Genomic DNA, 15,074 nt, shown 5'->3' with positions numbered 1-15,074 from the left:
TTTCAACGCTCCTTAACTAAAATTTTTCATGATTAATTTTTAATACCATAATATTAAGATATCATTCCATCTATCAATTTGGAAAAGGCTGCAACTATTACTATTATTAGATTTTAGTCTTTTCCGGAAAATAATCAAAGATTAAGTTTATTTAACAAGATTTAAGAATGGCAAAATCTAAAACTATTTTCATTTGTAACGATTGTGGGGCAGATTTTGCCCAATGGGTTGGTAAGTGTTCAGAATGTGGCACTTACGGCTCTTTAATAGAGCAAACGCCTCCTCCTTATGCTGTAGATACACCCGGTCGTGGGGGGGTGGGTAGCTGGCACGCTGCCCAAACTAATGCCAAATCATCAAGTAAACCAGCTAAAGCAAGGGCTTCTTTGACTTTCGATCAAATTAGCGATCGCCAAATTGCCCGTTGGGAATCTGGTTATGGAGAATTAGATCGGGTGTTGGGCGGTGGGGTTGTCCCCGGTTCTATGGTACTAATTGGCGGTGATCCGGGAATTGGTAAATCTACCCTGTTGTTACAAGTATCAAATCAACTGGCGCAAAGATACCGTATCCTTTACGTCACTGGAGAAGAATCAGGACAACAGGTAAAATTACGCGCTTCTCGTTTGGGAGTATCAAAACCCGTAAATGTAGTTGGTGAAGGAGATGAAACAGTAGCGGTTGATGCCACAATTCCTGTAGACCCTGACAGTATAGGCGCAGATTTGTATGTATTACCAGAAACTGATTTAGAAGAAATTTTGCGGGAAATAGACTCGCTAAAGCCGAACGTGGCAGTGATTGATAGTATCCAAACCGTGTTTTTTCCGGCGTTGACATCTGCACCAGGTTCGGTAGCGCAAGTACGGGAATGTACAGCAGCCTTGATGAAGGTGGCAAAACACGAAGATGTCACCATGCTAATTGTCGGACATGTCACCAAAGAAGGTGCGATCGCTGGTCCGAAAGTTTTAGAACACCTTGTGGACACAGTATTGTATTTTGAAGGCGATCGCTTTGCCTCCCATCGTTTATTAAGAACAGTCAAAAACCGCTTTGGGGCAACCCACGAAATCGGCATCTTTGAAATGGTCACCGAGGGACTGCGGGAAGTTGCCAACCCTTCAGAGTTATTTTTAGGCAACCGCGATGATCCCGCCCCTGGTACCGCCATTGTAGTGGCTTGCGAAGGTACTCGCCCGATTGTTGTGGAGTTACAAGCTTTAGTAAGTCCCACCAGTTACCCTTCTCCCCGTCGTGCGGGTACTGGCGTGGATTATAACCGCTTGGTGCAAATTCTCGCCGTGTTAGAAAAACGGGTGGGAATACCCATGTCGAAATTGGATTCTTACGTTGCTTCCGCTGGGGGTTTGAATGTAGAAGAACCAGCGGTAGATTTAGGAATAGCGATCGCCATTGTTGCCAGTTTTCGCGATCGCATCGTCGATCCCGGTACCGTGTTAATTGGGGAAGTTGGCTTAGGGGGACAAGTGCGATCGGTTTCCCAAATGGAACTGCGGTTGAAAGAAGCAGCCAAATTAGGATTCAAAAGAGCGATCGTTCCCAAAGGAACAAAATTCCCCGACCTAAACATCGAAATTTTACCAGTCTCCAAAGTCATAGATGCGATTATCGCCGCCATCCCCCATCAGGAACTGACAGAAGAAGACTTAGAACCCGACGACGACGATGATTAATCACACCTTCACTCATAGCCCCCCTTTTTAACGACTCATAGCCCCCCTGAACAAGGGGGGTTGGGGGGATCTCCAACCACACCAGAGGAAAACCCACCATGACAGTTACCCAAGACCAACAAATCACTTGGGAAAAACTACCCGATGATTACATCCTCCCAGATGAACCAGTGGACAACATCAACCAACCAGCCTTAGCCGCAGCCCTCACAGAAAGCCTACAAATAGCCGGCAAACTTCCAGCCAACGCCCTCACACCGACCAATTACGGCATCTGCGCCACCTTTAACAGCAAAATTGTCGTTAAAGCACCTGATTGGGCGTATATCCCCAAAATCAGCGTCGATAGAGAAGAAGTCAAGCGCAGTTACACCCCCCAGCTACAAGGAGACATCCCCGTAATAGTCATGGAATTCCTTTCTGACACCGAAGGCGGGGAATATTCCATCAAACCCACCTACCCACCAGGTAAATGGTTTTTTTATGAAAATGTCTTAAAAGTCCCTAATTACGCTATCTTTGAACCCGATAGCGGCAACCTAGAAGTTTATCGCCTAGACAATAATACAGGCAGGTACATTGTCCAAACCGCCAACGACAACCAGCGTTACTTGATAGCAGAAATGAATCTTTACCTTGGTGTCTGGTTAGGTTCTCGTGAAAACCGCACAGGAAAATGGTTGCGGTGGTGGGATGAACAAGGAAACCTATTACTCTGGGGTTCAGAACTAGCCGAACAAGAACGACAACGCGCTGAACAGGAAAAACAACGCGCGGAACAAGAAAAACAACGTGCTGAAAGACTAGCAGCACAATTGCGAGCAGCGGGGATTGAGCCGGATAATTAAAAGTAGGGTGGGTTACGCTATCGCTAACCCACTATCTGCTTTTTTAAGCAAGCGAACAAGATATGAAACAAATCAAAATTAGTCAACTGCGGGTAATTAAAACCCTTAAAGAACAAACCATATTTATTGTTGTCCACTTAACTAATCTATCAGGTGATAGTAAATGAAAGATTCAGAACTTACTTCACAATCATTTGAGCTTTCAGCCGATTTAGGGGAAGTTGCTTTAGATTTATTATTTAAAGAGGGATTGTTAAAAGATATACCTATTCTAGGTAGTTTTGTGAAATTGGCTACTATAACAAAGGATATTCCAAATCAAATATTTTTATCTAAAATACAAAGGTTTCTAAGAGGAATAGAAAATCTATCAGAAAAAGAAAAAGAAAACTTTCTTAGAAATTTAGATTCTAAACCGGAGATTAAATCAAAAGTTGGTGAATGTCTAGTTTTAATAATTAACAGACTTGATGATATGGAAAAAACAGACATATTAGCTCAATTATTTCTAAAATATGTCAAAAGCAATATAGATTTAGAGACTTTTAGAAGGTTGGCGTCTGCCATTGATATTGCTTTTATAGAAGATATAAAAGGTTTAATCATAAATCCTCGTGATAATCAATGTTTAACTAATTTAGTTCGCTCTGGATTGTCAGCAGTATCTTCAAGTGGAGTACCTGCCATGTCTGGCTTTGGAGATAATGTGATTTATATAGGAGTTCGTATTTCTGAACTAGGTAATTTATTTGTTGAGCTTATGAATGAATAGAAATTAACTTGGAAATTCTTTCTAGAAGAGAAATTCGATGGTTTAATCTAATTGAATAATTAATGGAATGTAGCGAATTTTGTAAAAACTAATTCTTAAGGTTGGTATCAGCTATATTAATTACCAAAATTTCCAAAGTTAAATTCAATCTATGAATAAATTTTCAGGCAGATTAATTTATTAATGGCAGACAAAATTCAGTCATTTCAATTATCTATGACTTCTTCTCCTCCCCTGATTCTTCAACCAGACCCCCCCCTTCCCCCTTGGGAAACATTACCAACAATGTATGATTTACCAAGTGAAAACCCGGAGGAACCAGGCTTGCCAGACGATTTTCATTTTTTACAACCTTTACTTTTATACTTAACATTTCAGCCAAATACCTGGAGTCCAGAACTTGTTTACAGTGCTGCTGACCTCAATCTTTACTACGATATTCAGCATCCTTTATGGTATAAACGCCCAGATTGGTTTGGTGTAGTTGGAGTAAGCAAGCTATATCAAGGGCAAGATTTACGTTTAAGTTATGTAACTTGGCAAGAACCGGCAAATCCCTTTGTAGTTGTCGAGTTATTATCTCCCGGTACAGAAGAAGAAGATTTAGGTCAGAAGGAAAGAAAAATAGATAAACCTCCTAGTAAATGGGAAGTTTATGAACGAATTTTGCGGGTTCCCTACTATATTGTCTTTAGTCGCTATACTAATGAACTCCGGGCATTTCAGTTAGTCGGTGGACACTATGAACCGATGAATTTAACTGAGGGACGCTTACCAATGCCAGAATTGGGTTTAAGTTTGGGATTATGGCAGGGGACATTTAGAGATATTCCCAAGTTGTGGTTAAGGTGGTTCACTTTGGCAGGAGAATTAATTCTTGAACCGACAGAGGAAACTGCTGCTGCTACTGAACGCGCTATTATTGCTGAACAGGATGCTATTCAAGCAAAAAGAAAAGCCGAACAACTAGCAGAACGGCTGCGTCAGTTAGGCGTAAATCCCGATGAGGTAGATTAATTACCTTATAGCCCTTTAGATAGAAATGCGATCGCCTAAAAATTGTCACCATATAAAAAAATAGCGATGTCGTTTCTCAACCATCAATCCTATGGGCTTTGGTATCGGTGACTTATTCTGGATATTCCTCCTCCTCTCCTCCCTGCAACCACTTTGGCAAAAACGCCAAATCGAATATCGCCGCTTTCGGACTTTACAAGAATTCCAGCGCGATCGCAACAGCCGCGTGATTTTGCTCATTCACCGCCAAGAGTCCATCAGCTTACTGGGAATTCCGATATCGCGCTACATTACTATCGAAGACTCAGAACAAATACTGCGAGCAATTCGCCTCACCCCGCCAGATGTCCCCATTGACTTAATTTTGCATACTCCTGGGGGTTTAGTTTTAGCTACCGAACAAATTGCTAGAGCATTAATTCGCCACCAGGCAAAAGTCACCGTCTTCATACCCCACTACGCCATGAGTGGCGGCACAATGCTAGCCCTCGCAGCTGATGAAATTATTATGGATGCCAACGCAGTCTTAGGGCCAGTTGATCCCCAACTCGGTAACTACCCAGCAGCGAGTATCCTAAAAGTGGTTGAAGATAAACCCATCAGTGAAATCGACGACCAAACCCTAATAATGGCAGACCTGTCACGCAAAGCAATTCAGCAGGTGCAGCGTTTTGTGCGGACTCTGCTTAAAGACAGTATTCCCAAACAAAAAGTTGAACCAATAAATATCGAACCGATTATCGAAGCCTTGACAACTGGGCGCGTTACCCACGACTATCCCGTCACCGTCGAAGAAGCAACAGAAATGGGGCTGCCCATAACTGTCGGACTGCCCCATTCTATTTACCAACTCATGGATTTATACCCCCAACCACAGGGGGGGCGTCCCAGCGTTCAGTATATTCCTATGCCTGACGATGACCGCCGTCCCATTCTACCCACCCCCAAGGGCAGACCTTTAGAAGAAGCAAATCCGAGAATTTAAAACTTTGGGGTGACGCCTAGTAAGGCTTTGCGTAAAATCGTAGCGTTTTTAAACGCAGAAGAACAGGGAGCAAGCGCAGCAGGACGTAGAGTATTGGTATCAACTTAAGCTTAAACTGTTGTCCCACATACGTTCGACCCCACTCCTCAATCCCCTCTCCACCTCTCCCTAGCCCTCTCCTAAGAGGAGAGGGGAAAGGAAAAACTTTTGTTGCGGGGGAGGGGAGGTTTTGCGTCAGCAAAACCGGGGTGGGGTTCCGAGAAAGTGATTTGTAATTGAGCAGATTCGATATAACCTGATTACAAGGGTTTCACCTTAAGTTGATACTCGTGGACGCAGCCTCTTTCCTAACTTTATTCGTTACAGACTTATGAAATCCTGTATTTAGGGTGTTGGTGTTGGTGTAGCTGTTGGTGTTGGTGTAGCTGTTGGTGTTGGTGTAGCTGTTGGCGTTGGCGTCGCTGTTGGTTTTGGCGTCGCTGTTGGTGTTGGTGTTGGTTTTGGCGTCGCTGTTGGTGTTGGTGTCGCTGTTGGTTTTGGCGTAACTGTTGGTTTTGGCGTCGCTGTTGGTGTTGGTGTCGCTGTTGGTTTTGGCGTCGCTGTTGGTTTTGGCGTCGCTGTTGGTTTTGGCGTCGCTGTTGGCTGGCCAATAATTGCCTTAGCCGCTTCATTCAACTTCTGGCGGACTGCTAAATTAGCAATTCCGGTTTCTTGCAGTTGATTATTTTTCTGAAACTCCTTCACCAACTCTTCAGTCCGGGAACTGTAAAATTGATCGCGGGGGAGAGGAGGATTAGGCTTAAGCACCGCATTCAAATTTCCTTGCAATATTTGAATGATATTGGCGGCAAAATCTTGGGTTTTTGGGCCTGCTTTCCCATCAACAGTCAGCTTGTAACCCTTTTGAAATTCACTGATTGCCTTTTTAGTTTCTTCATCCGTCAAGGGCGTATTTGTTACCTTGACGTTATAGCCTAATCCCCGCAATACAGCCCGGAATTCCTCCGGTGTATAGTTACGCTGTCGGGCAGCAAAAGCTGTATCTGAAATCACCACGCTAGCAGCCATCAGGCAAGTAATAGCAATGGTTGTGCTTGATTTCCCAAACCCACACCACATAGTTAAAGCTCCTTTGGTTTAAATCAGCAGAATAGAAAGGTTAACAGGTGCATTTTAAGTTGTTTCACCTGTTTTTTTCGATTATTAATCATTGTTGATTAACTTGAGCGCGATTGATTATATTTAACTAATATTAAAAATTTATTTTTATCTTCCCCCAATAGACTTATCTTGTATTAGCAGTGGTAATCTTCTACAAAGACCGGAAACTATATTAAGATAAATTCCCTAAATACTTTGTATAATAAACGATAAGTAATGATTAAATCAAAATCCCCAAAGCAGCGGAACCTTTGGTTTGAGAGACTGATGGCAATTACCGCCACTGTTAACTTAGGTTTAGTGTTATTTGATTTAACTTACGTACCTTGGCGAGATTTCTACTTCCGAAGACTTCCCCAAGTTACCCAGATTTATGATCCCATTAAAGGTATTGAACCCCATCGGGATACGAAAGACTATCTGGAAGCAGTAGCCGCATTAGAAGAACAGGTAAGCCAGACAGGGTTAAACTCTCCTCAGGCAAAAGCCCAGCTAGAGCAACTCAGTAATCTCAGCATCGAGATGATTAACAGCAATCCTTTTGCGGCAGCCGATAAGAGTGGGGCACTAGAAAAGATCAAAAACCGGATGCGGGAACGCACCCGCCAAGAATCTGCAAAAAGCGCTTTTGCCACTTTTTGGAGTCAGGAGTATTTATCTCAACATGGTTGGAGCCAAGAAATTAATTTTTTCAACCAGAAAATTCGACCTTCGATTGCCAGTAACTACTACCGCAAAATTGGGGAAAATGGCGAATTTCTGGATGATTTCTGGATAATTGACTTACCCTTTGTGATTTTATTTGGCATAGAATTGCTGGGGCGTACCTTCTACATCAAACGTCAACATCCCCACTTAAGTCCGTTTGAAGCCATTTTATGGCGTTGGTATGACCTATTTTTGCTACTTCCATTTTGGCGATTTTTAAGAATAATACCCGTATTAGTCCGCCTCGATCAAGCGCGGTTATTGGATTTCCATCTAGTGCAGCGGCAATTGAATCAAGGGATTGTAGCAAATTTTGCCGAGGAAATCACAGAAATTGTGGTGGTAAGGGTAATTAACCAGGTTCAGGGTTCAATTCAGCGGGGAGAAGTAACACGCTGGCTGTTACAACAAGAGAACCTGCGCCCCTACATAGATATTAATAATATAAATGAGGTGGAAGCGATCGCTCTTCTGTTGGTACAAACAGTCGTCTATCAAGTACTACCCCAAATCCAACCAGAGATCATTGCTATCTTGCGCCACAATATCGAAACTATCTTTCAACAAGTCCCCATCTACCGCAATCTACTAATGTTGCCAGGAGCGGGACAAGCACAAACCCAGCTAAGTGAGCAACTAGCGACCCAAATTACAACAAACCTTTACAATGCAATCTTGTCCGCCGTTAAAGACCCCGTTGGGGCCAAACTATCTGCTCGACTGGTAGAGAAGTTTACCACCGCCATGGGAGCGGAAATCCAGAAAAAACACGTAGTTTCACAACTTCAAAGCTTACTTTCTGACTTCTTGGAAGAAGTCAAGATTAATTACGTCCAGCGCTTATCCCAAGAGGATATCGACCAAATTATCGAGCAAACTAGGCAGATGCGAACACAAGCATCAGTTAAGCCAATGGTAGACAAAGGCACTGCTCTCCCAGAATCCAGGGAAAGGTAGATGGGGCACAGGGGACAGGGAACTGAATCCAGGGAAAGAATAATTAACAACAACTGACAATTGACTATTGTTAATTTCTCGCATCTCCCCTCAAAGAAATGCGCTAAACTCATTTTAGGGGCGAACCAATGCTGGTTCGTCACAAAGCTTCTTGGAAGATATCCCTATCGCAGGAAGTGGGTTAGTGCCCACTTTTTTTATTGAATTCTCGCATGACTCATCCCTTAATACCACAAATTATTGACTTGGCAACACCAGTGGCAGAAGAGCTGGGATTGGAAGTCGTCGGCATAGTTTTTCACACTAACCAACGTCCGCCGGTGTTGCGGGTAGACATCCGTAATCTTCAGCAGGACACTGGTTTGGATGATTGCGAGCGGATGAGTCGTTCGTTAGAAGCCGAATTAGATGCGTCGGAGATAATTCCAGATGCTTATGTGTTAGAAGTATCCAGTCCTGGTATTTCGCGGCAACTGGTTACCGACAGGGAGTTTATTTCCTTTAAAGGATTTCCTGTAATTATCTCCACTTCCCCACCCTACGAGGGACAGCAAGAGTGGACTGGTCAGTTGATTCGCCGGGATGAGACAACAGTTTACTTAAACCAAAAAGGTCGTGTAGTCGAAATTGAGCGCGCCCTGATTACCAGGGTGCAGCTGGATGAGCGCCGCTAGCCGATTTTAGATTTGAGATTTTAGATTTTAGACTGGTGACGAGGGGCGGTTCGCCCGTCATTCGGGACTGGTGAGAGCAAACTAGGTAATGGGTAATGGGAATACCAGCCACAATTACCAGTTACTCATCACCAATTCTGCATCTCTAATCTAAAATCCAAAATTTAAAATCCAAAATCGTCTTGGGTGCTTACATAAAACTAAAGGAGATTGCTTATGTCAATGGTTAGTTTACCCGGATTAAAAGAATTAATTGAAAGTATAAGTCGGGAAAGAAATTTACCACGTCTGGCAGTTCAATCAGCTATAAGAGAAGCATTGCTCAAAGGTTACGAACGTTATCGTCGTGCCCAAAATTTGGAGCGCAAACAGTTTGATGAAGATTATTTTGATAATTTTGAAGTAGAACTCGATATTGAAGGAGAAGGATTTCGCGTTCTCTCCACTAAAACCATCGTCGAAGAAGTTAGCAATTCCGACCATCAAATTTCCCTAGAAGAAGTTCAACAAGTAGCTTCTGAAGCCCAATTGGGGGACTCTGTGGTACTGGATGTCACTCCAGATCAAGGGGAATTTGGTCGCATGGCGGCGATGCAAACCAAGCAAGTACTGGCACAAAAGCTCCGAGATCAACAACGCCAGATGGTGCAAGAAGAGTTCCAAGACTTAGAAGGAACTGTTCTACAAGCTAGAGTACTGCGGTTTGAGAGGCAATCTGTAATTCTGGCAGTTACCAGTGGCTTTGGTCAGCCAGAAGTGGAAGCTGAATTACCGAAAAGGGAACAGTTGCCCAACGATAATTATCGGGCAAATGCCACCTTTAAGGTATATCTCAAAAAAGTTTCCCAAGGTCAGCAACGGGGACCACAGTTGTTAGTGTCTCGCGCCGATGCTGGCTTGGTGGTTTATCTGTTTGCCAACGAAGTGCCGGAAATCGAGGATGAAGTGGTACGGATTGTAGCCGTAGCACGGGAAGCCAATCCCCCTTCCCGTTACGTAGGCCCTCGGACTAAAATAGCAGTTGATACCTTAGATCGCGATGTAGACCCAGTTGGTGCTTGTATTGGGGCGCGGGGATCGCGCATTCAAGTGGTAGTCAATGAATTGCGCGGTGAAAAAATTGATGTGATTCGCTGGTCTCCAGACCCAGCAACCTACATTGCCAATGCCTTGAGTCCAGCACGGGTGGATGAAGTCCGCCTCATGGAACCGGAAACTCGGCAAACTCATGTACTAGTAGCTGAAGATCAACTAAGTTTAGCTATTGGGAAAGAAGGGCAAAACGTCCGATTAGCAGCTCGCCTGACTGGTTGGAAAATTGACATCAAAGATAAAGCCAAGTACGACTATGCAGGAGAAGATGCTAAGTTTGCCGCCGCGCGAGCCAAATATCAACCGGAGGAAGATGATTTTGAAGAGGAGGAACTAGAGGATGAAAATCAGGAAGAACTAGAATTAGAGGATGACACTTTTGACAATAGCGAGGACGATTAATACCCGGTTACATGACAATAACTGATTAGCCTCTGTTTCGTTGTTAACAGTCCACTGTTAGCTGTTAACCGTCAACTAGCGCTTAAGTTAAGTTATGTAAAAATAGAAAATTAGCAAATTTTTTGACAAACATACTGCTGACCTGATGTAGCACCAAAGCTGATGAAACCAAATTATCGGCGTTGTATTAGTTGCCGCAGAGTAGGCTTTAAAGAAGAGTTTTGGCGGATTGTCCGCGTCTTTCCATCGGGAAAGGTACAATTAAATGAGGGCATGGGGCGTTCTGCCTATATTTGTCCGCAAGTGAACTGCCTACAAGCGGCTCAAAAAAAAAATAGACTAGGGCGATCGCTACATGCAGCAGTGCCAGAAGCACTGTATCAGACATTGTGGCAGCGTCTAGCCCAAAGTAATCCCCAAAACCAAATTTAATGGAACCTTGTGGCGGTAATGCAAGCGAGGAATTGTGTAGAAAGCCGAACTATTCGTGCTTTGATCACACCTTCTCTTAATCGCTTGGGTTAGTGCCAGAATAGTAAATGGGTGTAAAAGGCATGTGGCTCTCCAAAATTTAGAGGGACAAAGCAATACTCCCAACAAGTTTTACTCTCCTTGTGTTGTGGAAGACTCAGAATCAGCAAAACAAGAACCTACAGAATGGCAACCTGGTAGCGCTCAAGCGCAGTTCGGCGTCAACCATCATTCCTGGTGGAGATGCCAGTATTAAACCGAAACATCTCTCTTTCCTGATTGGAGGCACCGGCAAAATCACCAAGGGCAACCTAAAAACAGTGATCAAAGGATGGAGATGTCACAAACCAGGCAACCATCCGCTAAAACTGTAAATTAAAGGGGAAAGAGTGGATGAACAACGGCAAAGTTAGAATCTACGAATTATCAAAGGAATTGAATTTGGATAACAAAGAGCTATTAGCAATTTGCGACCAGCTCAACATCGCGGTCAAAAGTCATAGCAGCACGATTTCAGAATCTGAGGCAGAACACATCCGCACAGCTGCGGAAAAACTCGCAGCTACGAGTGTAATGCCCAAAAAGGAACTTGGTACAACCAGCCATAAACCAAATTCACCCCAGTCTGGCGGACGTAACCGACCTGCTGCACCCCACAAACAGCAAATTTTGGAAATTCGCAAACCCAAAATATTGAGAAACACTACCTCCAACGCCCCAGAGGCGTCAGTTGCTACTAACCAAGTAGATCAGTCTGAAGTCAATCTTCCCTCACCTCCAAGGCCCTTCGCTACACCAGTCTCACCCATGAAGCCGACGGCACCAACTCGACCTGTACCCCGGAATCACTCTGAGACCGCACAGCAACCTACTGTCGCCGAACCGGAGCAAACGCCCAATCCCAATCCGGCACCGGAAAAAATAGCTGCGGAAAAACCGGAGAAAACAGTTCCATCCAGAACCAAACCGGAAAAACCCCAAAAACCGCAACTGGTTGCTCCACCGACAAGACCTGTAGACGAAATAGGGACTGCGCCTGAACAGCTAGCTCCAGCAGATAAGCCCGTCCTCAAACGCCAACGGCGCGTCGAAGACGATCGCGAGCAAATCAAGCCAAAAGTCGCCAAGCTAACCACTGAAGGGGCACCACAGGCAGCACCACAAAGACAGGCTCGTCCGACTCCACCAGTGAAACCGGAACACAGGGGGAGCAGACCATCTGCACCAGGTTCATTAACAGATGTGCAACGGCCCAGACCTGCACGTCCTGGTGAATCAGTCGCCGCCATGCCAATCGCTACTCCACCAAGACCAATGTCAGGTGGGGCGAAGAAAGAGGCGATGGATGACGAACCAGTCACACCGGATATCCTCGACTTAAAACGCCCAACACCGCCCCGTCTAGCCAAAGGTGGTAAGAAATGGCAGGAAGAGGAAATAATTGACGAGATTAAAGAGAAGGCTAAGGTTGGCGTCAAAGGCAAGCGGGTCAAACCGATCCTCGATGACGACTTTGAAGAAGACGATTTACTCGATGAAGACGGTCTGGAAATTCCAGCGACTGTCCAAGTCAGCCTGAGCATTGCCCGTCCTCCTAAACCGAAAGCTGCTCGCCCTGCACAGCAACCAGCATTAGTTACTTCCGCCCCAACGGCGCGAGGTAAAAAATCTGGTAGTTCCAGCCGCGATCGCGACCACAACCGTCGCCAACAACAAGAAGTAGAGCAAAAGCGTGAGCGTCCGGAAACAGTCACCATCACTGGGCCCCTGACAGTGCAAGAACTGGCAGAAGTTTTGGGTGTAGCCGATACAGAGATTGTGAAAATCCTGTTCATGAAAGGCATGGCGGTGAGTATCACCCAAAATCTGGATATTCCGACAATTACTCTGGTAGGCAAAGAGCTAGAAATAGAAGTCGAAACCGCCGAACCAGAAGCAGAAGCCCGCAAGATCACAGAAATGATCGACGTGGCAGATTTGGAATTCCTGATTCGACGTCCGCCAGTTGTGACGATTATGGGTCACGTAGACCACGGTAAAACTACCCTGCTCGACTCAATTCGCAAAACCAAAGTGGCTGCTGGCGAAGCTGGCGGGATCACCCAACACATTGGTGCATACCATGTGGATGTGGAACATGAGGGCAAGCAACAGCAAATCGTCTTCCTAGATACCCCCGGTCACGAAGCCTTCACCGCTATGCGGGCACGAGGAGCTAGGGTAACAGACATTGCCGTTTTGGTAGTGGCTGCGGATGATGGCGTCCGTCCCCAAACTATCGAAGCTATTAGCCATGCTCAAGCCGCTGGAGTACCAATTGTTGTCGCCATCAACAAGATCGACAAAGAAGGTGCACAGCCAGAGCGCGTCAAACAAGAATTGACCAATTATGGTTTGACCGCAGAAGACTGGGGCGGTGAGACGATCATGGTTCCCGTGAGCGCTATCAAAGGCGAAAACCTGGATACACTCTTAGAAATGATTTTGCTGGTAGCAGAAATCGGCGAACTATCTGCCAACCCAGATCGTTCTGCTAAAGGAACTGTGATTGAAGCGCATTTGGATAAGGCTAAGGGAGCAGTTGCTACCCTGCTGATTCAGAATGGCACCCTGCATGTCGGGGATATGCTAGTAGCTGGCTCGGCATTTGGTAAAGTCCGGGCGATGGTCGATGACAGAGGCAAAAGAGTGGATATTGCTAGTCCTTCTTTTGCTGTCGAGGTGCTGGGTTTAAGCGATGTACCAGCAGCAGGTGATGACTTCGAGGTCTTCGCGAACGAAAAAGAAGCACGAGCGCTAGCAGGCGATCGCGCAGACAAACAACGTCTATCCCGTCTCTTACAGGGACGTGTCACCCTAACAACCCTCTCAGCCCAAGCACAAGAGGGCGAGTTGAAAGAACTCAACTTGATCTTAAAGGGAGACGTTCAAGGTTCCGTAGAAGCCATTGTGGGAGCGCTCAAGCAAATCCCGCAAAACGAAGTCCAAATCCGGATGCTGTTGGCTACTGCTGGAGAAATCACCGAGACAGATATCGACTTAGCTGCTGCTAGTAACGCTGTCATCATTGGTTTCAACACCACCTTTGCTAGTGGCGCTAGACAAGCCGCCGATGAGGCTGGTGTGGATGTGCGGGAATACAACATCATCTACAAACTCCTAGAAGACATCCAAGGTGCCTTGGAAGGTCTACTGGAACCAGAGTTGGTGGAAGAAACCCTTGGTCAAACAGAAGTCCGTGCCGTCTTCCCTGTCGGTCGTGGTGCGGTTGCCGGTTGCTATGTTCAATCTGGCAAGCTAGTTCGCAACTGCAAAGTGCGCGTGCGTCGCTTCAACAAGGTGGTTTATGAAGGTGTTCTTGACTCCCTGAAACGGATGAAAGAAGATGCCCGTGAAGTCAATGCTGGTTATGAATGCGGCATCGGCGTTGATAAATTCCATGACTGGGTTGAAGGTGACATCATCGAAGCCTACCAAATGGTCACCAAGCGCCGTACTCTCACCTTGACTAAGTAGTGTGGAGTGCAGAGTGCTGAGTGCTAAGTGCTGAGTAAAATTTATGAGTTTTGAGTTTTGAGTATTGAGTAGAAGAACGTTTTTAGTTCAAAACTCACAACTTAAACCTCACAACTTAAACCTCAGCACTCAAACCTCAGCATTCAAAGTTTTAATATGACCTCATTTCGCTCTGAACCTATCTTGTGGATTCACGTCGCTGGATTAGCGACACTGCCGATTTTTTTAATTCTGTGTTTATTGTTTCTGTCTGTGGGTGAACCACTTTTACCAGTGTGGATAGAGTTATTCCTCATCACACTCTTTGGCGTTCTCCCATTACTGTGGATGCAACTGCGTCGCCCTTTTTACATATTTGCTATTCTAGGAGTAGCGCTCAAGCCAGAAAATCTGACTGAGCAGCAACGAAAAATTCTCTGTTTAATTAATACAAAGTTAAATCGTGTATTAGCCCTGGCGGCTGCAATATTATTAATAGGGGTGCTATGGCAACTCTACCAAGTGGTGCCACTGATAGCCAATATTGCCAAGTTTTTACCCCAATACCGTAGTCTGGGACTGCTGTTTGCTGCCTTAGCTTTTTTAGCAAGCAATTTATTTTTGCAAATTCCCCTGAGTGTAGCGCAAGTTTTAGTGACCAATGACACAGATTTTGCTGCTATAGAACCATTACCTTTAGAAAAGATTAAGCAGAATTTCACAATCTTAGGGGTACGGGTTAATCACATCTGGCCCCGAGCTAACTCTGGAAGTTAAAACTGAGGAATGAGGAAC

13 protein-coding genes are annotated in these 15,074 nt (G+C 45.1%); 12 read left to right on the top strand and 1 reads right to left on the bottom strand.

The features are described from left to right. Positions 1–167: 167 nt before the first annotated feature. From radA to CYLST_RS24135, 5 genes are all read left to right on the top strand, one after another. A complete protein-coding gene (gene radA / locus CYLST_RS24155) occupies positions 168–1,697 on the top strand; it encodes a DNA repair protein RadA (protein WP_015210367.1) in 1,530 nt (509 codons plus the stop codon). A gap of 98 nt (positions 1,698–1,795) precedes the next feature. Beyond that, complete coding sequence (locus CYLST_RS24150) at positions 1,796–2,545, top strand: Uma2 family endonuclease (protein WP_015210366.1); 750 nt, start codon at positions 1,796–1,798, stop codon at positions 2,543–2,545. Between the two features lie 163 nt (positions 2,546–2,708). Next, positions 2,709–3,317 carry a hypothetical protein gene (locus CYLST_RS24145; RefSeq protein WP_015210364.1) on the top strand — a complete coding sequence of 203 codons (609 nt, stop codon included), beginning with the start codon at positions 2,709–2,711 and terminating at the stop codon, positions 3,315–3,317. A gap of 183 nt (positions 3,318–3,500) precedes the next feature. Next, positions 3,501–4,334 (top strand): Uma2 family endonuclease, encoded by an 834-nt coding sequence (locus CYLST_RS24140; RefSeq protein ID WP_015210363.1) that lies wholly within the window; start codon positions 3,501–3,503, stop codon positions 4,332–4,334. Between the two features lie 91 nt (positions 4,335–4,425). Next, entirely contained in the window at positions 4,426–5,319 is an 894-nt protein-coding gene (locus CYLST_RS24135) for an SDH family Clp fold serine proteinase (RefSeq protein WP_015210362.1), read from the top strand. Positions 5,320–5,703: 384 nt separating this feature from the next. Here the strand turns inward: CYLST_RS24135 and CYLST_RS24130 are convergent, their stop codons facing one another. Beyond that, positions 5,704–6,438 (bottom strand): peptidoglycan-binding domain-containing protein, encoded by a 735-nt coding sequence (locus CYLST_RS24130; protein ID WP_015210361.1) that lies wholly within the window; start codon positions 6,436–6,438, stop codon positions 5,704–5,706. A 258-nt stretch (positions 6,439–6,696) separates the two neighbouring features. Here CYLST_RS24130 and CYLST_RS24125 point away from each other — a divergent pair, with 258 nt between their 5' ends. From CYLST_RS24125 to CYLST_RS24095, 7 genes are all read left to right on the top strand, one after another. Next, complete coding sequence (locus tag CYLST_RS24125) at positions 6,697–8,145, top strand: hypothetical protein (RefSeq protein WP_015210360.1); 1,449 nt, start codon at positions 6,697–6,699, stop codon at positions 8,143–8,145. Between the two features lie 212 nt (positions 8,146–8,357). After that, a complete protein-coding gene (gene rimP / locus CYLST_RS24120; RefSeq protein ID WP_015210359.1) occupies positions 8,358–8,819 on the top strand; it encodes a ribosome maturation factor RimP in 462 nt (153 codons plus the stop codon). Between the two features lie 216 nt (positions 8,820–9,035). Continuing rightward, on the top strand, positions 9,036–10,313 hold the full coding sequence (nusA, locus tag CYLST_RS24115; RefSeq protein ID WP_015210358.1) for a transcription termination factor NusA: 1,278 nt from the start codon (positions 9,036–9,038) through the stop codon (positions 10,311–10,313). Positions 10,314–10,475: 162 nt separating this feature from the next. Continuing rightward, on the top strand, positions 10,476–10,745 hold the full coding sequence (locus CYLST_RS24110; RefSeq protein ID WP_015210357.1) for a YlxR family protein: 270 nt from the start codon (positions 10,476–10,478) through the stop codon (positions 10,743–10,745). Between the two features lie 124 nt (positions 10,746–10,869). Continuing rightward, entirely contained in the window at positions 10,870–11,040 is a 171-nt protein-coding gene (locus CYLST_RS35300) for a hypothetical protein (RefSeq protein WP_172642142.1), read from the top strand. A 137-nt stretch (positions 11,041–11,177) separates the two neighbouring features. Next, on the top strand, positions 11,178–14,300 hold the full coding sequence (gene infB / locus CYLST_RS24100) for a translation initiation factor IF-2 (protein ID WP_015210356.1): 3,123 nt from the start codon (positions 11,178–11,180) through the stop codon (positions 14,298–14,300). Positions 14,301–14,456: 156 nt separating this feature from the next. Continuing rightward, positions 14,457–15,056, top strand: a complete 600-nt coding sequence (locus tag CYLST_RS24095) for a low-complexity tail membrane protein (protein ID WP_015210355.1) — start codon at positions 14,457–14,459, stop codon at positions 15,054–15,056. Positions 15,057–15,074 lie beyond the last annotated feature (18 nt).

This window comes from Cylindrospermum stagnale PCC 7417, assembly GCF_000317535.1.
Lineage (GTDB): Bacteria > Cyanobacteriota > Cyanobacteriia > Cyanobacteriales > Nostocaceae > Cylindrospermum > Cylindrospermum stagnale.
The sequence above is the reverse complement of the archived record's forward strand: the minus strand, read 5'-3'. Positions and strand labels throughout refer to the sequence as shown.

Excerpts from the sequence above, each read along its gene's own strand:
- rimP (WP_015210359.1), top strand. The coding sequence starts at position 8,358 with ATGACTCATCCCTTAATACCACAAATTATTGACTTGGCAACACCAGTG.
- radA (WP_015210367.1), top strand. The coding sequence starts at position 168 with ATGGCAAAATCTAAAACTATTTTCATTTGTAACGATTGTGGGGCAGAT.
- infB (WP_015210356.1), top strand. The coding sequence starts at position 11,178 with ATGAACAACGGCAAAGTTAGAATCTACGAATTATCAAAGGAATTGAAT.
- CYLST_RS24125 (WP_015210360.1), top strand. The coding sequence starts at position 6,697 with ATGATTAAATCAAAATCCCCAAAGCAGCGGAACCTTTGGTTTGAGAGA.
- CYLST_RS24140 (WP_015210363.1), top strand. The coding sequence starts at position 3,501 with ATGGCAGACAAAATTCAGTCATTTCAATTATCTATGACTTCTTCTCCT.
- CYLST_RS24130 (WP_015210361.1), bottom strand. The coding sequence starts at position 6,438 with ATGTGGTGTGGGTTTGGGAAATCAAGCACAACCATTGCTATTACTTGC.
- CYLST_RS24145 (WP_015210364.1), top strand. The coding sequence starts at position 2,709 with ATGAAAGATTCAGAACTTACTTCACAATCATTTGAGCTTTCAGCCGAT.
- nusA (WP_015210358.1), top strand. The coding sequence starts at position 9,036 with ATGTCAATGGTTAGTTTACCCGGATTAAAAGAATTAATTGAAAGTATA.
- CYLST_RS24150 (WP_015210366.1), top strand. The coding sequence starts at position 1,796 with ATGACAGTTACCCAAGACCAACAAATCACTTGGGAAAAACTACCCGAT.
- CYLST_RS24095 (WP_015210355.1), top strand. The coding sequence starts at position 14,457 with ATGACCTCATTTCGCTCTGAACCTATCTTGTGGATTCACGTCGCTGGA.
- CYLST_RS24110 (WP_015210357.1), top strand. The coding sequence starts at position 10,476 with ATGAAACCAAATTATCGGCGTTGTATTAGTTGCCGCAGAGTAGGCTTT.
- CYLST_RS24135 (WP_015210362.1), top strand. The coding sequence starts at position 4,426 with ATGGGCTTTGGTATCGGTGACTTATTCTGGATATTCCTCCTCCTCTCC.